The sequence below is a fragment of the Aquimarina acroporae genome, from assembly GCF_023195925.1.
GTDB classification, from domain to species: Bacteria; Bacteroidota; Bacteroidia; order Flavobacteriales; family Flavobacteriaceae; genus Aquimarina; species Aquimarina acroporae.
In genome coordinates this window covers 1-22,211 of sequence record NZ_JALPRE010000018.1, presented here as the reverse complement: position 1 = coordinate 22,211, position 22,211 = coordinate 1, and the positions used below count along the sequence as shown (strand labels likewise).

Sequence of the window (22,211 nt, the reverse complement as noted above, 5' to 3'; positions counted from 1 at the left end):
AATTGTAATTTTAAGAGTTATTGATAGTCTATAGAGATACTACTAGTTAAATCAAATAAAAAAATAAGGAGATGAAAAGATTTTTGAGTTTATTGATTGTAGCTATTTTGGCAGGAGTTCTAACCTTAGGAGCCTATAAAGTATTTTTAGAACCAAAGCCAGTGGCAATCACACAAAACGAAACCCAACCCAACGTAATACCAGCTACATATACGGTTACAAACACCAACTTATCGAGTATCGAGACGGATTTTACTGTTGCCGCAGAAAAAACTGTGAATGCGGTAGTGCATGTAAAACAGTATGGTATTACAAAAACCCCAAGAAATTTAATGGAGTTTTTTAGAAACGGTGGATCTGAAGAAAGAAGAATTCAAGGAGCCGGTTCTGGTGTAATCATTACAGAAGATGGTTATATAGTAACTAACAACCATGTTATCGATGGCGCTACCGATCTTGAAGTGACTTTAAACAATAATAAATCCTATAAGGCCGAAGTAGTAGGAACTGCACCTGAAGCCGATATTGCACTTATCAAAATCGATGCTGATGATAAATTATCATATATCCCTTTTGGAGACTCTAATGCTGCAAAAATAGGGGAATGGGTATTGGCAGTAGGTAACCCTTTTAATCTAACCTCAACCGTTACAGCAGGAATAATAAGCGCTAAATCTCGAGATCTTAATGAGCAAGATTCTAATGTTCAATCTTTTATTCAAACCGATGCGGCAATAAATCCCGGTAATAGTGGTGGTGCTTTAGTAAACGTGAAAGGAGAACTTATAGGAATAAATACGGCTATCACATCGCAAACCGGTAGTTATGTTGGGTATGCATTTGCTGTACCTTCCAATAATGCTAAGAAAATAATAGATGACATTATTGAATTTGGAGAGGTACAACGAGGTATTTTAGGGATAAGAGGCGGCACTATAAACCCACAAGCCATGGAAGAATTTGATATTCCGGTTTCACAGGGGGTTTATGTAGCATCAGTAGAAGAAAATAGTGGTGCCAATAAAGCAGGACTTCAGAAAGGAGACGTTATTAGAGAAATTGATGGCTTGCCTATTCGAAAATTCTCAGACCTTACTGGTTATGTAAACAGCAAAAGACCAAGAGATATTATCAATGTTAAGGTTCTTAGAAGAAACAAAGAGCTTGTACTACCTGTTACCTTATCTAAGTTTGAAATTCAAAACTACAATATCAAAGATGTAGGTGTAGAAGTTGTAAATCCACCAAAGGATTATTTAAAAAGATTCAATGTAGATCACGGTGTTGTGATTAGCAAAGCTCTAAGCTCAAGAATGCAACGATATAACTTAGAAGGACTGGTCATAAGTGAAATTGACGGAAAAAAGGTTAAGAATGTAGTTGAAGTAAAGAAAATTATTGAAAGCAAATATCAGGATGAAGATATCACTATAAGTCTGATTGACAGAAATGGTGAAAAACGAGAATTTGTTTTTCAATAAAAACACTTCGAAACCCTTATAAAATAAGACATCCCATTGTTGTAAAAAGACAATGGGATTTTTTTATGAAAAAAGGTTTTACGAAAACGTTTGAAATATATACTTTTGCACGAAATTTCAAGACTGTAAAAAACACAACAAAATTATGAGTTCTAACGAAGTTTATGAAAAAGAACTAGCCTTTCAAGCTGATAGGCGTCGCGCAACCGTAGCATTTATCAAAACAGTTAGTGATTTATGGTACGACAATGCTGTTGAATTAGTCCTTTTTAGAAATCAACTAATCGACAAAAATGTAAGCGAGATCATTAATCTGCACGAATATGCTGGAGAGTTTGTTCAAAAACCTATTTCAATTTTTGACTCCGTAGAAATTGCACAAGCAATTAAACTAATGGATTTACCTCCTGCAAAGTTAGACATAGGTAAATTAACTTATGAATATCATTTAGCAAGTGATGAGTTTGGTTCTATCAATCGTTTTGTTCAAAACAAACTTAAAGATGCTAAAAAATTCAAACCTATTTCTCCTAAAAATGTTGTTTTATACGGTTTTGGAAGAATCGGTAGATTAGTTGCAAGAGAACTTATGACCATTACCGGTAAAGGTAGCCAACTAAGATTAAGAGCAATCGTAACAAGAGGTGCGATTACTGAAGAGGTTTTAGAGAAAAGAGCTTCTTTACTAAGAAACGACTCTGTACACGGGGATTTTGCAGGAACCGTAGAAACTGACATTGCAAATAGCTCCCTTATTATAAATGGAACTACCGTACATGTAATAAGCGCCAACAATCCTGAAGATATTGATTACACTAAATACGGAATAGACAATGCTTTATTAATTGACAATACCGGTGCATTTAGAGATCAAGAAGCATTAAGCAGACACTTAACAGCCAAAGGAATTGATAAGGTTTTATTAACTGCGCCAGGAAAAGGTATTCCAAATATTGTTCATGGAGTAAATCATAAGGAACATGACCCGGATAAAGTAAACATTTTCTCTGCGGCGTCTTGTACCACAAATGCAATCACTCCTATATTACAAGCTGTAGAAGAAAGTTTTGGTGTTGTAAACGGACATTTAGAAACTATTCACGCATATACCAACGACCAAAATCTGGTAGATAATATGCACAAAAAATACCGAAGAGGTCGTGCAGCTGCATTAAACATGGTTATCACAGAAACCGGTGCAGGAAAAGCAGTTTCCAAAGCACTTCCAAGTTTTGAAGGTAAACTTACTTCAAATGCGATTCGAGTTCCTGTGCCTAATGGTTCTTTAGCTATTCTTAATTTGAATTTGGAAAAGAAAGCCTCTAAAGAAAGTATGAATGCAATTATAAAGAAGTATGCTTTAGAAGGAAATTTAGTAGAACAAATTAAGTATTCATTAGATAACGAGCTAGTATCTTCTGATATCGTAGGCTCTTCTGCTCCATCAATATATGATAGTAATGCAACCATAGTTGATACCAAAGGACATAATGCAGTATTATATGTTTGGTATGACAATGAATATGGATACAGCCATCAAGTGATTAGATTGTCTAAGTATATTGCTAAAGTAAGACGCTTTACATATTACTAGAATACATAAAAACATAAGTTTAAAAGCTGTTACAACATTTTGTAGCAGCTTTTTTTATCTTATTAGTTTGATGTTGTAAAAGCGAAACAAAAACCTACATAACAATACCATTATTATTCTTTGAATTATTAAAACCACAACTTCTTAAAAATTAAAATTAAAGAACCACGTTACAAACAACTAACTATCAAACACTTAAACTTCAACACTAAATCAGGTAAATTCTTACAAAAAAAACTTTCTAATTACCAACAATATCGTACATTTATTACCGTTACAGAAGAAATTAACCGCTAACAAAAAAGTAAAAACCTTAGTAAAAACATAGGATTGTAAGCGGCTAAATTAATTTGAGCTCTAAGTAGTTTAATAAACAAGGCTTTAGCATAATTACCAAAAACAAGATTATTCACATGAAATTACCACAGTACCTATTCGTTTTAACCATATTATTATTTTCTTTTTCGATAAAAGTGAATGCTCAAGAAGAAAATATTACGGCAGAACAAGCTTTGCGACAAGAGAGCATAGAAGGTCAATTTGATGTAGTTATAAAAAAATCAGGGAGATATCAGGAATATAAAGTTGTAAAACAGGTTTGGTTAAACAAGTTAAAAAGTAATACTATAGATTCTATTAAAACCTTAGAATCTAAGTTGCAGACTTCTAACCAACAAATTTCTGAACAAAAAACCACTATAACAGGTCTTCAGGAATCTTTAGCTAAAACTAACGAAGATTTAGCTAATGTTACCAATGATAAGGATAGTATTAACTTTATGGGAGCTTCCCTAACCAAATCAAGCTACAAAACCATTATGTGGCTTATTATTGGAGGTCTACTTTTATTTCTTGGTTTTTTTATTTTCAAATTTAGAAACAGCAATGCTGTGACTGTTCAGGCCAAAAAGGCTCTTGCAGAAACAGAGGCAGAATTTGAGGACCATCGCAGAAGAGCATTAGAACGCGAGCAAAAAGTAATGCGCAAATTGCAAGATGAGATCAACAAACAACGTAAGGCCGGAGCAAAATAAAATTGTTTTAGATTTTTATCTTATTCTTTCGCATCTTTGCACTCCTTTTCAATACTATTTTGTAGATGCGTATAGATATTATAACTGTTGTACCCGATATTTTAAAAAGTCCTTTTGAAGCTTCAATAATGAAACGTTCTATAGAAAAGGGACTTGTTGAAGTACAATTACACAATTTACGAGATTATACCACTGACAACTACAAACAAGTAGATGATTACCAATTCGGTGGTGGCGCTGGAATGGTCATGATGATTGAACCTATAGATAAATGTATCTCGAAATTAAAATCAGAAAGAGATTATGACGAGATAATCTATATGACTCCAGATGGCGAGACACTAAATCAAAGTATCGCCAATCAATTATCCTTAAAAGGAAATATTATTATATTATGTGGTCATTACAAAGGTGTAGATCAACGGGTAAGAGATCATTTTATAACCAAAGAGATATCAGTTGGTGATTATGTATTATCAGGAGGAGAGCTCGGAGCTTTAATCCTTTGTGATGCGATCATACGACTTATTCCTGGAGTTTTAGGGAATGAAACCTCTGCCCTAACCGATTCTTTTCAAGACGATTTGCTTGCTCCTCCTATTTATACAAGACCCGCCGACTATAAAGGATGGAAAGTACCTGAAATTCTCACTTCTGGAAACTTCCCTAAAATAGAAGCTTGGAGAGAAGAACAAGCCTATGAAAGAACCAAAAAAAGAAGACCTGATTTATTGGATGAATAAAATCTGAAATAAATCTCATTAAAACATTGCAAATAAGGTAATAATAGTTATTTTTGCACCCTGATTGAAACAACCTCTGGCGAGAATCGTGAATGTTGCTTTAATAAAACTATAGAAACTATATCAAAATGGAAGATTTAGTAAAATTCGTTCAAGACGAGTTTGTAACAAAAAAAGAATTCCCAGAATTCTCTGCTGGTGACACGATCACAGTATATTACGAAATTAAAGAAGGAAACAAAACCCGTACTCAGTTCTTTAGAGGGGTTGTAATTCAAAGAAGAGGTTCTGGATCTACAGAAACTTTTACAATCAGAAAAATGTCTGGAACTATTGGTGTAGAGCGTATCTTCCCAGTAAATTTACCAGCACTTCAAAAAATTGAAGTAAACAAAAGAGGTAAAGTACGCAGAGCTCGTATCTTTTACTTTAGAGGACTTACTGGTAAGAAAGCCCGTATCAAAGAAAAAAGAAACTAAGATTTTATGCTTATATAAAAAAGGGTCGTTATATACGACCCTTTTTTTATGAACAAAAGTTAATATCTTCGGTTCATAAGTAGTTGATAACTAATAAAATAAGAAATATTGACCATGCCATCAATTTTTCTTATATTTATAATAGAAATTACAAGATTTAGAGATGACACAAGGATTCCTAACAATGTAATTCACACAATACGTTCTTTGAACTTCTTAAGACCAATTTGAAATTAAAATAAATATGGAACGAAAGTTATTTTTTTGAGTACATCCTTGAAATAACTTTAAGGGCTTTACTTTAAAATCATTTCAAAATGAAATTCGGAAGAAAAAATTAAGTTCTGACACCTTTTTAATTTTAGATGGCATTAGACTATCTGAATGAAAAATCTGAAAATTACGTAGTAATAGACAAATTCAAACATTCTTAAATAGTCGTAGGAGTAGAAATAGATTATACAAATTTTTTGTTTGACAAATTTAAGTCTACTCAAAATCGGAAATAAAATATCATGGTATAAATAACGAAAGTTTTTATTTCATTGCGGGTAAAACAGCTAACATCATATTCTTATTTCCAATGAAGCCATATCAAAATACTTGTATTCTTGATATGGCTTTTTATTTTAAAAGACTAATAAAAAAAGAAACCTATTTTTTATTACATCCTTATTTTACCCACTTAATTTTTAATAAATTACAAATCCCTCCCTTTAACTCAAAACTAACATCTCGCAGGTTGCATTTACCTTAGTAGATTTGTATCTTCGCGCTCGGAAAATCTATGACCGACAGTATCGCTAGTGGCAATAACACTGAAGATATACTATAAATAAGTTTCTACTGTTTGTCTTAGAACAAGTAAACGACTAATTATTCTTCAAAATAATAGTTTAGCTATAAATATTAGGTGCACGGTTATAACAAACTGATTTCAAAAAAGGTACCTAAAACAAAATTTTTAAATATGGGAGTTAATACCTCAAAGATTATTTACACAAAAACAGACGAAGCACCCGCTTTAGCAACGTATTCGTTTTTACCAATAATTAAAAAATTTACTGAATCGGCAAATATTGAACTTGAGACTAAAGATATTTCTCTAGCAGCTCGTATTTTAGCTAATTTCCCAGAAAACTTAACAGATAAACAAAAGCAAGATGATGCTTTAGCTCAATTAGGTGAACTAGCACAACAACCAGAAGCCAATATCATTAAGCTTCCTAACATTAGTGCATCAATCCCCCAACTTAAAGCTGCGATTGCAGAACTACAACTTCAAGGGTTCAACTTACCTAATTACCCGGAGGAGCCTGAAAATGCAGAAGAAAAAGAAATAAAATCTAGATACGATAAAATAAAAGGTAGTGCGGTAAACCCGGTTTTAAGAGAAGGAAACTCTGACCGAAGAGCTCCAAAACCGGTAAAACAATACGCCAGAAAGAATCCACATTCTATGGGCGCATGGAGTTCAGATTCAAAGACCCATGTAGCTACAATGTCTAGTGGAGATTTCAGGTCAAACGAAAAATCTGTTACAATCTCTGAAGCGGGAGATGTACGCATTGAGTTTGTTGATAACAATAACACCACCACCGTACTTAAAGAAAAAACTGCTTTGCTTAACGGAGAAGTAATTGATGCTACGGTAATGAGTAAAAAAGCATTAATAAAGTTTCTAGAGGAACAAATCGTTGATGCAAAAGAAAAAAATGTGTTGTTTTCGTTACACATGAAAGCTACAATGATGAAGGTTTCTGACCCTATCATTTTTGGTCACGCCGTAGAAATCTTTTTTAAAGATGTATTCGAAAAATACGGAGAAACTCTTGAAGAAATTGGTGTAGAAGCTAATAATGGTTTTGGAGATGTCATTAATAAACTTAAACGAGTACCTGACACTCAGCGTTCAGAAATAGAAGCTGCCATTAAAGCTTGTTACGAAAATGGACCGAAATTAGCTATGGTAAATTCTGATCAGGGAATTACCAACCTTCATGTTCCTAGTGACGTAATTATCGATGCTTCTATGCCGGCGATGATTCGTAACTCTGGACAAATGTGGGACGCAGATGGAAATACTCAAGACACCAAAGCAGTGATTCCTGATAGTAGCTATGCTGGCATTTACCAAGAAACTATAGACTTCTGTAAAAAGCACGGAGCATTTGACCCTACTACTATGGGAACTGTTCCTAATGTAGGTTTAATGGCAAAGAAGGCAGAAGAATATGGTTCACATGATAAAACTTTTGAAATCCCAGGGAATGGAACTGTAAGAATAGTAGACGCTTCAGGAAATACATTAATTGAACATAGTGTAGAACAAGGAGATATCTGGAGAATGTGTCAGACGAAAGATGCTCCAATTAAAGATTGGGTAAAACTTGCAGTAAATAGAGCAAAAGCTACCAATACACCTGCAATTTTCTGGTTAGATAAAAACAGAGCACATGATGCTGAACTAATTAAAAAAGTAAATACATATTTACCAGAACATGATACCTCTGGCTTAGATATTCAAATCATGTCTCCAGTTGAGGCTACTCGTTTCTCATTAGAAAGAATAAAAGAGGGTAAAGACACCATTTCTGTTACTGGAAATGTATTGAGAGATTATAACACCGATCTATTTCCAATCTTAGAACTTGGTACCAGTGCAAAAATGCTTTCTATAGTTCCTTTAATGAATGGCGGGGGTCTTTTCGAAACTGGAGCCGGAGGATCTGCACCAAAGCACGTGCAACAATTTAACAAAGAAGGTCATTTAAGATGGGATTCTTTAGGGGAGTTCTTGGCACTAGCAGTATCTTTAGAACACTTAGGGGAAACCAATAACAATCCGAAAGCTTTAGTCATTGCAGAAGCATTAGATGAGGCGACCATCAAATTTTTAGATAATAAAAAATCACCCTCCAGAAAAGTAAATGAGCTTGACAACAGAGGAAGTCACTACTACTTAGCTTTATACTGGGCTCAAGCACTAGCTTCTCAGACTAAAGATACCGAATTACAAAATGAGTTTGAAGTTATCGCCAAACAACTTGGAGACAATGAGACTAAAATTATTCAGGAGTTAAATGATGCTCAAGGAAGTGCTGTAGATATGGGTGGATACTACTGGCCAAATGTTGAAAAAGTATCGAATGCGATGCGACCAAGCGAAACATTAAATAGTATTATAGGATAAAAAACAATAATTGTTTTTAAAAAAAGGCTTGTAAAATAAGATTTTACAAGCCTTTTCGTTTTTTAACAATCCAGACAAAAAAATTAGAGTACATGCAACCCTTATGAATATCATTTGTCTATACAAATACTAAACATCATCTAATGAAAACGCTAACTAAGTTCTTATTATTCATAATTCTTGTCAACTCCACTGTTCATGCCCAAGAAGATACAAGTACTGATTATATTGAGTTCAACGATCGAAACAATATTTTACATGGAATATATCTTGGTATAGATGCCACTTATGGTCATCTAGACGGCAAAAACAAGGTATCTATTTTAGGAGCAAAACTAGCCTATGTTGCTAATAGAAAAATGGAATTAGGGATTGCAGTAAGGACATTTTACTCGGCACTAAAAGAGGCAGATCGAGCATTTAACACCAACTACAATGTATTTGGAGTCTATGGAGGTTTACATATCGAAAACGTAATCTTTAATGCTAAAAAAGTGAAGTTATCTATCCCCGGACTTATAGGGATAGGATACATAAAAGGTTCAGAAAACTTCACCAAAAGTACAGATATGATGCTGGTCGTAGAGCCGGGAATTAATGCGCTTTTTAATATCAATAAACACATACAGCTAGAAGGAGGCGTTAAATATCGTTTTTCAAGTCCTATCGACCCGGTTCCCACAGTAATAGAAAATATTAATGGACTTTCAATTGGTGCAGGTGTAAAAGTAGGGGTATTTAACCTGGGGAAAAACAGATACAAAAAACCAATTAAAAATTCTCAAAATTAGAGTCTAATCTGGTTTTCTGAAAAATAATTCAGAATTACTCTTGAATTTAAAAAAAGCACAAAAACCAACACAAACAACTAAACACCAAAAACTTACATATTTTCAAATTATATTCAAAAGCGCTATAAATCTTTGTACCACCCCTCTTCTATACTTGATTCTAAATTTTAGGCACAATAATTGATAAATTTATCACATAGGTAAAAATAGTTATAAATGCCCCGGATGAAAAACGAAAATAAAGTACAAACCAAAAAAATAAAAAGCGCCTATGTATTTTCAGAAAACAACCAAGTATATCTTAAACACGATATCAATAGTAAATCCGGAAGTGGTCATTCTTTACACTCCACAGAATGGATACCCGTTAGCTTTTGCTGGGAACCTTAATTAGTCCGCTAATCTTGCTAACCATTTTAATCATTTAACAATCTTTTCAGTAACAAACAGCCAGAGTATTCTTCTTAAAGGTATGTTCATTTTGGAAGAGGAGATATTTAAGTAATTATTTAATATTCACAATACTCCAAATACAATCCATAAATAACATATATTTAGGAACTCCAAACGGTGATTTAGGATGAATATTTATTAAATTTAACACCAAAAGTGTATTAAAAACACCTTCCTAACCGTACAATTTTTTAAAAAAATTGCTTTTGAAAAAGAATCTTTTGTTGAGCCTTCTGGCTATTTGTACAGTGCAACTTTCAATATTTAGTCAAGAAAAATTTACTGTAAGTGGTACCATTACTGAAAAATCAAGTAATGAAACCCTTATTGGTGTAAATGTAATTTTTCCTGAAGTGGGAAAAGGAGTAGTTACCAATGAATATGGATTTTACTCTATCACTTTACCCGAAGGAACTTATAAGTTGCAAATAAGTTATCTTGGTTTTAACGATATCACTCAGGATATTAATTTAAATGAAGATAAAAAACTCAATTTTCAGCTCACTGAAGCTTCCGAAATGTTAGACGAAGTTGTTATTACCGAAAAAGTAGAACAACTCAATATCAAAAAACCCCAAATGAGTGTAAATCGGTTATCGGCCGAGACTATAAAACAAATTCCGGTAGTTTTAGGAGAAGCCGATGTTATTAAATCGATCATACTTTTACCTGGGGTTACAAGTGGTGGTGAGGGCGCTGCTGGTTTTAATGTTCGAGGAGGAGCTGTAGACCAAAATCTCATCTTACTAGATGAAGCCACTATTTTTAACTCATCTCACCTTTTCGGATTCTTTTCTGTATTTAATCCAGATGCTATAAAAGATATCAAACTATATAAAGGAGGAATCCCCGCCAGATATGGGGGACGTATTTCGTCGGTATTAGATATTTATCAAAAAGAAGGGAATAGTAAAAATTATAAACTTAGCGGAGGGCTCGGAGCAGTAGCAAGTAGACTATTGGCAGAAGGGCCTATCGTAAAAGACAAAGGTGCATTTTTGGTAGGCGGGAGAGCCTCATATGCACATCTTTTTCTTCCCCTTTTTGACAATGATAATGTAGCTTATTTCTACGATCTTAACACCAAACTCAATTATAAACTCAATGAAAATAACAATCTATACCTATCAGGGTACTTTGGAAGAGACGTTTTTGGAATTGCAGAGAGTTTCGAAAATATTTACGGAAATACGGTACTTAATTTAAGATGGAATCACCTATTTTCTGACAAGTTATTTTCAAACCTTTCTCTAATATATTCAGATTATTTCTACGGACTCGAACTAGATTTTGTAGGCTTCGAATGGGACTCTGGAATACGAAACTTCAATATCAAATACGATTTGAAACACTATATCGGTGATAATTTTCAACTTAATTATGGAATCAATAACATCTACTTTCGTTTTAATCCTGGAGAAATAAAACCTAACAGTGAAGATTCTGGAATAATTAGAGAAAAGCTTATTGACAAATATGCCAATGAATTTGGAGCATATATAGATGCCGAACATAAAATTTCAAACAACCTTACTTTACAATATGGATTGCGATTAAGTAATTTTATTAGGCTCGGGCAAAATGAACTAAATGTTTATCAGGATGACAACCCTCTGCTGTTCAATCAAGAATTACAAATATATGAGTCTGCAGAACCTATAGGCACCGAAACCTTCAGCAGAAATGATCAAATCGAGACCTTTACCAACTTCGAACCAAGGTTTGCACTTGCCTACGCTTTTAATGATAATACCTCAATTAAAGCTAGTTATAATCGCATGGCACAATACTTACATCTTTTATCAAATACAAACTCCCCCACTCCATTAGATGTTTGGACACCTAGCGGAAAATATATAAAACCTCAATTACTCAATCAATATGCTTTAGGATACTTCAAAAACTTTAAGGACAATGAATACTCTATAGAAACTGAAGTTTTTTATAAAGAAATAGAGAATCGAATCGATTATATAGACGGAGCAGATCTTATCGCTAACAACGCTATAGAACAAGATATCCTTAATGGCGAAGCAAGAGCATATGGATTAGAACTATTACTTCGCAAAAATGAAGGTAAATTTAAAGGCTGGTTGGCATATACCCTATCTAAATCTGAACAAAGAACTCCAGGGAGAACACCTCAGGAACCAGGTATTAACAACGGAGAATGGTATAATACTCCATATGATAAAACCCATGATATATCCTTTAACGGAAGTTATGAAATAAATGAAAAGTGGAAATTTGGAGCTAATTTTGTATTTCAAACGGGGCAACCTACAAACTACCCAACAGGGCAATTTGAATTTCAAGGATTAACCGTACCTGTTTTCGATGGGCCTAGAAATAGTAATCGCTTACCATCGTACCATAGAATTGACATTTCGGCAACCTTAACCCCTAGAAAAAACAAAGCCAGAAAATGGAAAGGTGAATGGGTATTCAGTATATACAATCTTTATAATCGTAGAAATGCTGCATCTATTACCTTTACCAGAAATCAAGATACATTTGCCAATGAAGCTATAAGAACGTCAATTTTCGGAATTATACCTGCTGTAACCTACAACTTTAAATTCTAAAACAATGAAGAAAGTACTTTTTATATTATTAGTATTATTCACCATAACAAGTTGTGAAGATGTAATCGATGTAGATGTACCCAACGGAGAACCTCGTTTAGTTATTGATGCTTCTTTTGAGGTATATCTCGATGAAACACCTGTTTCTGTAGAAGGAGGTGTACGGCTTACCTTATCTGCCCCATTTTTTGATGAAGAAGTCCCTATGGTTAGCGACGCAACAGTTTTTATTACAGATTTAAGTGATAATTCGGTCATCAATTTTTTTGAATCTGGTAATACAGGTTTTTATATTCCTAACTCACAATTTATCCCAGATTTCAACACCACATATCAACTTACCGTTATTCATAATTCTGAAACCTATACCGCTTCTACAGAACTTATTCCTACTGTACCTATAGATAATATTGTACAAGGAGATGCTACTTTGTTTGATGGTGATGAGACTGAGGTCATTATATTCTTCACCGATGATGGAAACCGTGATGATTTTTATCTATTCGATTTTGATTTTAGTTTGTTCCTGGCTAGTGAAGATAGATTCTATCAGGGAGAATCTTTTAACTTTTCATATTTCTATGAAGACATGGTAGTAGGACAAGATGTTACTATTAAAATTTTGGGGATAGATGAACGCTACTATAACTACGCTACTATTCTCATTGAACAGAGTGAACAAGATGGAGGAAACCCTTTTCAAACTCCTCCCGCAGTACTAAGAGGAAATATCATCAACACTACAAACTCAGATAACTATCCTTTAGGATATTTTAACCTTTCTGAAGCCAGTCGTTCTGATTTTACAATAGAAGAATAATTTTTAGCCAGTAATTCTGAAAAGATAAGGGCTTGATCTCAAAAATGAGTATTTTTGAAGCATGTCTTTTACAAAAACTACAGAAAAAACTTCTCATTATAATCATTTAGAAAAAATGACCATTAATGAGTTGCTTACCAATATAAATACCGAGGATACTACAGTTCCCAATGCGGTCAAGAAAGCAATACCCCAAATTGAACAACTCACCGAGCAAATCGTTCAAAAACTAAAAGAAGGCGGAAGACTATTCTATATGGGTGCAGGAACTAGTGGTAGGTTAGGAATTGTCGATGCTAGCGAGTGCCCTCCTACATTTGGAGTTTCGCATGATTTGGTCATAGGGCTCATTGCAGGAGGAGATACGGCAATACGGAAAGCAGTAGAATTTGCAGAGGACAGTACAGAACAAGGCTGGAAAGACCTGCAAACCTATCACATTTCAGAAAAAGATGTCGTAGTGGGTATTGCCGCTTCTGGCACTACACCTTATGTTATTAGTGCTTTAGAAAAATGTAACCAACAAAATATTATTACGGGTTGCATTACTTGTAACGAAGGAAGTCCGTTAGCTCATACTGCTCAATTTCCAATCGTTGTAACGGTAGGACCAGAATTTGTAACTGGTAGTTCTAGAATGAAAGCAGGTACTGCACAAAAATTGGTGTTAAACATGATTTCTACAGCCACCATGATTCAATTAGGGCGGGTAAAAGGAAATAAAATGGTCGATATGCAATTGAGTAATAACAAACTAGTCGATAGAGGTACCAGAATGATTATGGAAGAATTGAATATAGACAGACCGTTAGCCGCCGAATTACTACAAAAATATGGTAGTGTACGAAATGCAATAAACAATTATGGAAACTAAACGAACAAATAAAGAATTATTAGGGAAAGGCGTACAACGTATGGCTATTGCACTTATTTTCATGTTTATTAGCCCAGTTATCATTCACTCTGCCTTCAAAAATCAAGACCACCCCTTGTACATCCCTATTCTAATTTTGGGATTAGCGGGAGCAGGATTTGCTATATTTATGGCATTCAGAGGGATTCGAACCATTATGGATTCGATGTTTGGGAAGAAATAATTTTCTATAAAAAAGAAATAACCCCTTGTAGAGATTATTCCTTTTTTAAATTTGATGGTAATTTATAATTTCACTTGACCTAAAGCGCCATCAACTTCTGCTCCATAATATTTTTCTGGATCAGAAAGAGTCTCTTTAACAGCGTGATACATTACAGTAAGTGCTCCTCTTAATAAGGTAAAACCTAAATCTCCTCCATTTACAACAGATAATTCATTGTCATTTAACGGCTCTACTCCAGCTTTTTCTAAATTTTTCATTTTTTGATTGTTTTATATTTAACATTTAACAAACACCCTTAATTGTGTTTTTCTTGATGCAAGAATAGAACCTAGTAATCTCAAATTCTGAGACTAAGAAAAAAATAAATTAAATTTTTAATTCGATAAGAAAAAAAGTACTGAATACTATCTTAAATACCTTCTCTATTATTAATAGGTGAAGTAGGATTATAACCAAACCCAGGAATTTTTATAGCAACTCCTAATTGATCCAGAATATAACCAATAACTGCGTAATGATGAATAGCATGGCTATTTGCATGACAAAGAATACTATCTAATGTATAATTTACAGTCACCTTACCCTTACCCATATTATCGGTAACGTGAATCAAATAGTCGGTATTCACATCTACGTATGAAGTTAAGGTCTCCTGAAGATTATAAATATGTTGTTTTGCAACTTCTTTATCTGTAGATAAAACTTCATCCCGTTTACGAGCCGTTAAATCAATATCATTAGTATCAAGACCAGTAATAATACAATCAAAAAAGTCTAATGTATGTCTGATATGAGAGCCTATACTCGAAAAATAAGGCCCAATTGAAGTATCTTGATAGGTTTTTGAATCTATTGCGTCTAATAAAGCAACGGCGCTATTAAGGGTATGGTTAATTGAGGATATAATTTGTCGTTTCATAGGAAATATAGACGTAATATACATAATTAACTTACAAGATGATGCTATTGAAGTGCAAAATTTATTTTTTTAAAGACGACTTAAAATATTAGAAAAAGATTAACGTTAAGAATACTACCCCTATTCTACCCAAATAAATACCTTACTCACAAAACAGTAGGATATTTTCCACCTTATATATGGTTTACCCGTAAAATTCAAGACAAAGTGCGTATTTTATCGATTAATGACGTTTTTTTTTGGACATTACATAAAAAATATTGTATAATTGCTTAGTGATTTAAAAGCCCCAGTATGATGAAGAGAATTTCACTTATAGTATTTCTATCTTGTTTCATCCCCCAAATTAATGCACAAGATACCTACGATGATGCCTTAACTGCAGCCAGTTATGCATACTCTCACAGTAAAAAAGCGCATGGCGCAAATAATGTATATCATACACAAGAATATGCCGATAAAGCTATAGAAGCATTTGAGAAAGTAGAAACGTTAGCAGAACAATGTAAATGTAAAAAAGCTAACGAAACTGCTTATCAGGCAAGAGTTGATATGGAAAGTTCATTAGAACAAGACACATATGAGCGTAGTAGATTTTTTGCAAAACGTGCCAAAGACTTAGGTTCTAAGCTATTAGAAGAACTTACTCAGTGTCAAGCAAATTCAGGAACGTATGCATATGAAGAAGACCCTGTGGCTGAAGAAGAAAGTGAAATCGCAGAAATCTCTGAAGAAGTTTCTCAAAAACAACAAGAATTAGAAGAAAAGCGTCGTCAGTTAGAATTAGAACAACAAAAACTACAACAGCAAATAGCTGAACAGAATAAGAAAAGAGCTGAATTTGAAGCAAGACGTGCAGCAGAATTGAAAGAGCAAACACTAGTAAAGTCAAGAGCCGAAGATGCTCTTAAAAAGCTCGAAACGGCCCTACAAGAATTAAGTGTTGTACTCAATGAAGAGTCAACTTTTGAAGTTCAGGCAGATTATCTTAGAAGTGAAAATGATTTAAAGAATGAATCTCTTGACGATACAAAAAATTACTATGTAAATAGAGCAAAAGAACTTACCCAAACCGCTATGCAACAATTTGCAGGCTATAATATGGAAAACTAACAGATACTGAATTTTATTTTGTAGCCCCAAAATAAAATTTTTAGAACGGCGCCTCTTCTTAAAGGGGCGTCGATTTTTTTACCCTATTGTGAATAAAAAACAGGTTTGAAATATATTAAAATTGGAAATATTCCATATATTTGGAAAAATTCCTAATTATTCTATTTTTGAGAACCATATTACATCTCGATCTTGATACATTTTATGTCTCTGTAGAGCGTATTATAGACAGTTCCCTAATGAACAAACCATTATTAGTAGGAGGAACCAGTGATCGTGGTGTTGTAGCAGCTTGTAGCTATGAAACCAGAACATTTGGTGTTCACTCGGGAATGTCGATGAAAATTGCAAAAGAATTATGCCCAGAAGCTATTGTCATAAAAGGAAATGCAGGTACCTATAGTAAATACTCAGATGTAGTTACAGAAATCGTCAAAGAAAAAGTACCTGTATTCGAAAAATCAAGCATCGATGAATTTTATGCAGACCTATCTGGGATGGATAAGTTTTTTGGAGCTTATAAATATGCTTCAGAATTACGCCAGAAAGTAATTTCAGAAACAGGACTTCCTATATCTTTTGGTTTATCTACAAATAAGGTAGTTTCAAAAGTTGCCACAAACGAAGCCAAACCCAACAATCAACTAAAAATTGATTTTGGTACAGAAAAGCCTTTTCTCGCTCCACTATCGGTCAAAAAAATTCCAATGGTGGGAGACAAAACCTATCATACACTCAGAAATTTGGGTGTTCGTTATATCAAAACCATACAAGAAATGCCCGTAGATGTCATGAAAGGCGTTTTAGGCGCAAATGGACTTACTATCTGGAAAAGAGCCAACGGCATAGATAACACTCCTGTTATTGCTTTTTCTGAACGTAAATCTATATCTACAGAAAGAACTTTTGATCGAGATACGATAGATATACATAAGCTCAAAAATATTCTAATTGCGATGACCGAAAATTTATCGTATCAATTGCGAAGAGGTAGCAAACTTACTGCCTGTGTAGCAGTCAAAATTCGATATTCAGATTTCAATACATACTCCAAACAACTTAAAATACCATATACCAGCGCAGACCATATTCTTATACCTAAAATTTTGGAGTTGTTTGAAAAACTATATCAAAAACGATTATTGGTACGATTAATAGGGATTAGATTTAGCCATCTGGTGGGGGGTAATTACCAGATTAATCTATTTGAGGATGATGAAAAGCAGCTTAATTTATATCAGGCCCTGGATAACATCAGAATTCGATACGGGGATCGAAGCGTTATCAGGGCCGCTGCTATGGGGGCTTCTACTATAGGTAGAATGCACAATCCTTTTAATGGTCAGCCTCCAGTAGTATTGGCGCACAGAAAACAATAAAAGATTCTATATCATAAGGGCGTGTCCACCAAAGTGGCCGGGCTATACACGCTACACGGTAGCTAGCTCCTATCCCTCACGCAATTGATAGTTAAAATAATATCAGGATATGTACCTTAATTGTCATTCATATTATAGTCTTCGTTTTGGAACCTTTTCCGAAATAAATCTTCTCGAATTGGCAAAAAAAAACGACATAGAATGCATCGCTCTCACAGATATCAATAATACTTCTGCCTGCTTAAATTTTATTAGAAAGGCTGTAGATTATGCGATAAAACCCATTATTGGTATCGATTTCAGAAATAACCATCAACCATTATATGTAGGACTTGCCAAAAACAATGAAGGGTATAAAGAATTAAATGATTTTTTATCATATCACTTACATCATAAAATCGAATTCCCTCAATCTCCTCCTTCTTTTAAAAATGCTTTTATCATTTACCCTTTTGAACATGTCATAAAACAAAACAGAACTCATTTTGAGCCTCATGAGTTTATTGGCATAGCCATAAAAGATATTCCTAAACTACGCCTTTCCAGGCTACACCCTTTAAAAAAGAAACTGGTCATATTACAGCCGATAACCTTCAGAAATAAAAAAGATTTCAATGCACATCGTTTATTAAGGGCTATTGATAACAACATCTTACTAAGTCGTTTATCAGAAGATCAACAAGCTTGTTTTTCTGAACAAATGCTACCAAAACAGAAGATCAAACAGCATTTTATAGGGGTTGAGTATATTTTACACAACACAATTAAAATTCAAGAACAATGTAACGTTCATTTTGATTTCTCGAAAAATAAACCTTCACTCAATCAAAAAACATACACTGGTTCTATTGAGGCTGATAATAGATTATTAAGAAAACTTTGTGTAGAAGGCCTTAGCTACCGATATCCAAATGCCGATCAAAAAGTTCGTGATCGATTACATAAAGAACTTGGCCTCATTACCAAAATGAATTTTGTCTCCTATTTTCTAATCAATTGGAGAATCATTTCCTACGCCAGAGAAAAAGAATATTACTATGTTGGTCGCGGTAGTGGAGCCAATAGTATTGTTGCCTATCTATTACGTATCACCGATGTAGACCCTATAGAATTAGACTTATATTTTGAGCGATTTATAAATACGCATCGTACCAGTCCACCCGATTTTGATATTGATTTTTCCTGGCGAGACAGACAGGATATCACTCGTTTTATATTCGAAGAATTTGATCATGTCGCACTATTGGGAACCTATGTTACTTTTCATTACAAAGGTGCCGTAAGAGAATTAGGTAAAGTATTTGGACTACCTAAATTTGAAATAGATAAGCTATCAGAAGGGGATTATAATTACAACACTTTAGATCATATACATAAATTAGTAATTATTTATAGTCAACTCATTCAAGGAATTCCAAACTATGTGAGTATACATGCTAGTGGAATTCTAATCAGTGAAAAACCTCTACATTATTATTCTGCTACCGATTTACCTCCCAAAGGTTTCCCTACTGTTCAATATGATATGATCATTGCAGAAGATCTAGGACTATACAAATTTGACATTTTAGGACAACGAGGACTAGCCAAAATAAAAGATGCTATAAAAATCATTAAATACAATCAACCAGAGTTAGCCAATTTTGATATTCATGATGTAAAAAAGTTCAAAGAGGATCCAAAAATCAATACCCTAATTAAAGAAGCAAAATGTCTGGCGTGTTTTTATGTTGAATCTCCTGCTATGCGCATGCTCTTAAGTAAACTTAAAACCGATAATTATTTAGGGTTGGTCGCGGCTAGTTCAATTATTCGCCCTGGAGTAGCCAAAAGTGGTATGATGCGGGAATATATTCTACGTGAGCATGACAAAGAAAGAAGAAAGAATTCTCACCCTATCATGCTTGATCTCATGCACGATACTTATGGAATAATGGTATACCAGGAAGACGTGATAAAAGTTGCTCATTTTTTTGCCAAACTCACCCTCGACGAAGCCGATGTGCTCAGACGTGGAATGAGTGGTAAATTTAGATCAAGAAAAGAGTTTAAAGAGGTTCAGCTAAAGTTTTTTAGTAATTGCAGAGCAGAGGGATATTCTGAGTCGTTAATTTCAGAAATATGGGATCAAATAGCAAGTTTCGCAGGGTACGCCTTCCCCAAAGGACATTCTGCTTCTTATGCTGTAGAAAGCTATCAGAGCTTATTCTTAAAAGCCTACTTCCCTATAGAATATTTGGTAGCTACATTAAATAATGGGGGAGGTTTTTATCGTCCCGAAGTATACTTACATGAGGCAAAATTATTGGGAGCAAATGTTGTTACTCCATGTATAAACACCAGCGAATATGAGCATATCCTAAAAGGAAAAACAATATTCCTAGGGTTTATGATGCTACGGAATCTAGATTATAAAACATCAGAAATTATACTTAATAATAGAAAATTCTATGGTAGATATCACTCGCTAGATGATTTTATTGATAGAGTCCCCATAGGAATAGAACAAATTAGTATTCTTATCAAGATTGATGCTTTTAGGTGTACTCAAAAAAACAAACATGAATTATTATGGGAAGCACATTTCAAACTTAATAGTACGCCTCAGGAAATTAACTCTCAACCTCTGTTATTCCAACAAAAACGTACCAAATATAAGCTCCCACAATTAGAAGTATCTAAACTAGAAGCTACTTTCGAGCAAATCGAATCTTTTGGTTTCCCGTTATCTGGGTATTATCCCATATTAGCCACGATGCCTCTTAATAAAAACAGAGCTACTCAATTACATCTATACCTCAATAAACGTATCGATATCTACGGATACTTAATTGCTATGAAAAACACAAAAACTCATACAGGAAAACGTATGGCTTTCGGAACATTTTTGGATCAATATGGTGATATTTTTGATACTGTATTATTTCCAAAAGTTCAAGAAAAATACAAGCTCAGAGGCAAAGGTATTTATAGGATGTATGGTAAAGTAGTGAAGGAGTTTGGTTTTTTAAGTATTGAGGTTATCAAAATTGTAAAACAAGATTACATTCAAGATCCCAGATACAGCTAAATAAAAAGTTTTTAAGACAAGTCTCATAGTATCAGTTCTATATATAAAAAATGACATTCTCTGTTCGAAAATGTCATTTTTTATACATTAACAATTATGATACAAAACTAGTATGCGTTTTCTAAAATGCGCTCGGCTACATCTAGTGTTAAATCTCCTGTTTCTGATAAGGCTACCATACCATGAGATTCTAACTGAGTGATGATATCTTTCAACTCTTCTTTTTTAACACTGTAGTCACTAATTTTTGTAGGTACACCTAAGCTATTAAAGAAATTTTCTGTTTGTTGTATTGCTGCCTCAATTCTCTCATCAGCATTTCCTTCAGTAATGCCCCAAACTCTTTCAGCATACTGTAATAACTTAGCTTTTTTATTTTCTTTTCTTTCTCTAAGAAGAGAAGGTAATACCATAGCTAAAGTTCTTCCATGGTCTATATCAAACTTAGCAGTAAATTCATGTCCAATCATATGTGTACTCCAATCTTGCGGTACTCCAGAGCCTACAACTCCGTTTAAGGCCATAGTAGCACACCACATAAAGTTTGCTCTGGCATCGTAATCTTCAGGATTATTTAATGTATAATCTCCTATTTCAACTAACGTTTGTAAAATACCTTCTGCTGCCCTATCTTGAAATTTGGCATCTACGGGAAATGTAATATACTGTTCAACTACATGTATAAAAGTGTCTACAATACCATTGGCAACTTGCTTTTTTGGTAATGTATAAGTGAGCGTTGGGTCTAAGAATGAGAATTTTGGAAAAAACAATGGAGAATACACTGCATACTTTCCTGTTTCATCACTAATTACCGAAAAAGCATTCATTTCAGAGCCTGTCGCAGGCAATGTTAGTACAGTTCCAAATGGTACAGCTTCTGTTACCGGTACTGGTGTAAACCCGTGTTTAATTAAAGACTTATAATCATTACCATAATATTTCGCTGCAATAGAAATATATTTAGTAGCATCCAATACAGAGCCACCCCCTACTGCTAAAATAAAATCAATATTGTTTTCTTTAATATACTCAGCAGCTTTAATACAGGTTTGCAGTTGCGGATTTGGTTCAATACCTCCAAATTCAAATATTTCAAAACTTTCCAGAGCCTTTACAATTTTATCAAAAGTTCCAAATTTCTTTATACTTCCGCCTCCGTAAATAATTAAAACCTTAGCATTTTCTGGTATTAATGTAGCTATTTCAGACAATCTGTCTTTTCCAAAAACTACATGTGTTGGGTTGTAGAAATTAAAATTAAGCATAATGATTCATTTAATGTTTTTTATACAATAGATTGCAACTTTTACAATCCACATGATAAAGCACTTAATATAACGTATAAGATGATACTAATTTATTGTAAACTCACAAGCAAAAAATTGATGTATGATAATAAATCTATGCAAAACACTTAAAGATTTCCTAAAAAACAACGGTGTTCTGGTTTGATA

General features: G+C 33.8%; 18 protein-coding genes. 15 read left to right on the top strand and 3 right to left on the bottom strand.

Going from position 1 to position 22,211, the window contains the following annotated elements; genetic code table 11:
- The first annotated feature begins 71 nt into the window (after positions 1-71).
- The 12 genes from M0D21_RS20525 to M0D21_RS20470 all read left to right on the top strand — a co-directional run bounded on the left by M0D21_RS20525 (position 72) and on the right by M0D21_RS20470 (position 14,270).
- Positions 72-1,481, top strand: coding sequence for a S1C family serine protease (locus tag M0D21_RS20525; protein ID WP_248332997.1), 1,410 nt, complete (start codon positions 72-74; stop codon positions 1,479-1,481).
- A 145-nt stretch (positions 1,482-1,626) separates the two neighbouring features.
- Entirely contained in the window at positions 1,627-3,075 is a 1,449-nt protein-coding gene (locus M0D21_RS20520; RefSeq protein ID WP_248332995.1) for a glyceraldehyde-3-phosphate dehydrogenase, read from the top strand.
- Between the two features lie 413 nt (positions 3,076-3,488).
- The gene (locus tag M0D21_RS20515) at positions 3,489-4,109 is read left to right on the top strand and encodes a tRNA (guanine-N1)-methyltransferase (RefSeq protein ID WP_248332993.1); all 621 of its coding nucleotides are present in this window, start codon (positions 3,489-3,491) and stop codon (positions 4,107-4,109) included.
- A gap of 65 nt (positions 4,110-4,174) precedes the next feature.
- Positions 4,175-4,852, top strand: coding sequence for a tRNA (guanosine(37)-N1)-methyltransferase TrmD (gene trmD / locus M0D21_RS20510; RefSeq protein ID WP_248332990.1), 678 nt, complete (start codon positions 4,175-4,177; stop codon positions 4,850-4,852).
- A gap of 128 nt (positions 4,853-4,980) precedes the next feature.
- Entirely contained in the window at positions 4,981-5,331 is a 351-nt protein-coding gene (gene rplS / locus M0D21_RS20505) for a 50S ribosomal protein L19 (protein ID WP_248332988.1), read from the top strand.
- A 970-nt stretch (positions 5,332-6,301) separates the two neighbouring features.
- Positions 6,302-8,524 carry an NADP-dependent isocitrate dehydrogenase gene (locus M0D21_RS20500; RefSeq protein WP_248332987.1) on the top strand — a complete coding sequence of 741 codons (2,223 nt, stop codon included), beginning with the start codon at positions 6,302-6,304 and terminating at the stop codon, positions 8,522-8,524.
- A gap of 143 nt (positions 8,525-8,667) precedes the next feature.
- Positions 8,668-9,315, top strand: coding sequence for a hypothetical protein (locus M0D21_RS20495; RefSeq protein WP_248332986.1), 648 nt, complete (start codon positions 8,668-8,670; stop codon positions 9,313-9,315).
- Positions 9,316-9,540: 225 nt separating this feature from the next.
- Positions 9,541-9,705, top strand: a complete 165-nt coding sequence (locus tag M0D21_RS20490) for a hypothetical protein (protein WP_248332985.1) — start codon at positions 9,541-9,543, stop codon at positions 9,703-9,705.
- A 269-nt stretch (positions 9,706-9,974) separates the two neighbouring features.
- Positions 9,975-12,353 carry a TonB-dependent receptor gene (locus M0D21_RS20485; RefSeq protein ID WP_248332982.1) on the top strand — a complete coding sequence of 793 codons (2,379 nt, stop codon included), beginning with the start codon at positions 9,975-9,977 and terminating at the stop codon, positions 12,351-12,353.
- Positions 12,354-12,357: 4 nt separating this feature from the next.
- On the top strand, positions 12,358-13,173 hold the full coding sequence (locus tag M0D21_RS20480) for a DUF4249 family protein (RefSeq protein ID WP_248332980.1): 816 nt from the start codon (positions 12,358-12,360) through the stop codon (positions 13,171-13,173).
- 61 nt (positions 13,174-13,234) lie between these two features.
- On the top strand, positions 13,235-14,047 hold the full coding sequence (murQ, locus tag M0D21_RS20475) for an N-acetylmuramic acid 6-phosphate etherase (RefSeq protein ID WP_248332978.1): 813 nt from the start codon (positions 13,235-13,237) through the stop codon (positions 14,045-14,047).
- On the top strand, positions 14,037-14,270 hold the full coding sequence (locus tag M0D21_RS20470; RefSeq protein ID WP_248332976.1) for a DUF6095 family protein: 234 nt from the start codon (positions 14,037-14,039) through the stop codon (positions 14,268-14,270). The genes murQ and M0D21_RS20470 overlap by 11 nt, the downstream gene beginning before the upstream one ends.
- A 62-nt stretch (positions 14,271-14,332) precedes the next feature.
- On the opposite strand, the gene M0D21_RS20465 is transcribed toward M0D21_RS20470, so the two are convergent.
- Positions 14,333-14,530, bottom strand: coding sequence for a hypothetical protein (locus M0D21_RS20465; protein WP_248332974.1), 198 nt, complete (start codon positions 14,528-14,530; stop codon positions 14,333-14,335).
- Positions 14,531-14,682: 152 nt separating this feature from the next.
- On the bottom strand, positions 14,683-15,192 hold the full coding sequence (locus tag M0D21_RS20460) for a DinB family protein (protein ID WP_248332972.1): 510 nt from the start codon (positions 15,190-15,192) through the stop codon (positions 14,683-14,685).
- 294 nt (positions 15,193-15,486) lie between these two features.
- On the opposite strand from M0D21_RS20460, the gene M0D21_RS20455 reads away from it, so the two are divergent.
- From M0D21_RS20455 to M0D21_RS20445, 3 genes are all read left to right on the top strand, one after another.
- Entirely contained in the window at positions 15,487-16,305 is an 819-nt protein-coding gene (locus tag M0D21_RS20455; protein WP_248332970.1) for a hypothetical protein, read from the top strand.
- Positions 16,306-16,472: 167 nt separating this feature from the next.
- Positions 16,473-17,684, top strand: coding sequence for a DNA polymerase IV (dinB, locus tag M0D21_RS20450; protein ID WP_248332968.1), 1,212 nt, complete (start codon positions 16,473-16,475; stop codon positions 17,682-17,684).
- Between the two features lie 109 nt (positions 17,685-17,793).
- The gene (locus tag M0D21_RS20445) at positions 17,794-20,754 is read left to right on the top strand and encodes a DNA polymerase III subunit alpha (protein WP_248332966.1); all 2,961 of its coding nucleotides are present in this window, start codon (positions 17,794-17,796) and stop codon (positions 20,752-20,754) included.
- A gap of 107 nt (positions 20,755-20,861) precedes the next feature.
- Here M0D21_RS20445 and M0D21_RS20440 read toward each other — a convergent pair whose 3' ends face one another.
- Complete coding sequence (locus M0D21_RS20440) at positions 20,862-22,022, bottom strand: iron-containing alcohol dehydrogenase (protein WP_248332964.1); 1,161 nt, start codon at positions 22,020-22,022, stop codon at positions 20,862-20,864.
- Positions 22,023-22,211 lie beyond the last annotated feature (189 nt).

Excerpts from the sequence above, each read along its gene's own strand:
- M0D21_RS20525 (WP_248332997.1), top strand. The coding sequence starts at position 72 with ATGAAAAGATTTTTGAGTTTATTGATTGTAGCTATTTTGGCAGGAGTT.
- M0D21_RS20520 (WP_248332995.1), top strand. The coding sequence starts at position 1,627 with ATGAGTTCTAACGAAGTTTATGAAAAAGAACTAGCCTTTCAAGCTGAT.
- M0D21_RS20515 (WP_248332993.1), top strand. The coding sequence starts at position 3,489 with ATGAAATTACCACAGTACCTATTCGTTTTAACCATATTATTATTTTCT.
- trmD (WP_248332990.1), top strand. The coding sequence starts at position 4,175 with ATGCGTATAGATATTATAACTGTTGTACCCGATATTTTAAAAAGTCCT.
- rplS (WP_248332988.1), top strand. The coding sequence starts at position 4,981 with ATGGAAGATTTAGTAAAATTCGTTCAAGACGAGTTTGTAACAAAAAAA.
- M0D21_RS20500 (WP_248332987.1), top strand. The coding sequence starts at position 6,302 with ATGGGAGTTAATACCTCAAAGATTATTTACACAAAAACAGACGAAGCA.
- M0D21_RS20495 (WP_248332986.1), top strand. The coding sequence starts at position 8,668 with ATGAAAACGCTAACTAAGTTCTTATTATTCATAATTCTTGTCAACTCC.
- M0D21_RS20490 (WP_248332985.1), top strand. The coding sequence starts at position 9,541 with ATGAAAAACGAAAATAAAGTACAAACCAAAAAAATAAAAAGCGCCTAT.
- M0D21_RS20480 (WP_248332980.1), top strand. The coding sequence starts at position 12,358 with ATGAAGAAAGTACTTTTTATATTATTAGTATTATTCACCATAACAAGT.
- murQ (WP_248332978.1), top strand. The coding sequence starts at position 13,235 with ATGTCTTTTACAAAAACTACAGAAAAAACTTCTCATTATAATCATTTA.
- M0D21_RS20470 (WP_248332976.1), top strand. The coding sequence starts at position 14,037 with ATGGAAACTAAACGAACAAATAAAGAATTATTAGGGAAAGGCGTACAA.
- M0D21_RS20465 (WP_248332974.1), bottom strand. The coding sequence starts at position 14,530 with ATGAAAAATTTAGAAAAAGCTGGAGTAGAGCCGTTAAATGACAATGAA.
- M0D21_RS20460 (WP_248332972.1), bottom strand. The coding sequence starts at position 15,192 with ATGAAACGACAAATTATATCCTCAATTAACCATACCCTTAATAGCGCC.
- M0D21_RS20455 (WP_248332970.1), top strand. The coding sequence starts at position 15,487 with ATGATGAAGAGAATTTCACTTATAGTATTTCTATCTTGTTTCATCCCC.
- M0D21_RS20445 (WP_248332966.1), top strand. The coding sequence starts at position 17,794 with ATGTACCTTAATTGTCATTCATATTATAGTCTTCGTTTTGGAACCTTT.
- M0D21_RS20440 (WP_248332964.1), bottom strand. The coding sequence starts at position 22,022 with ATGCTTAATTTTAATTTCTACAACCCAACACATGTAGTTTTTGGAAAA.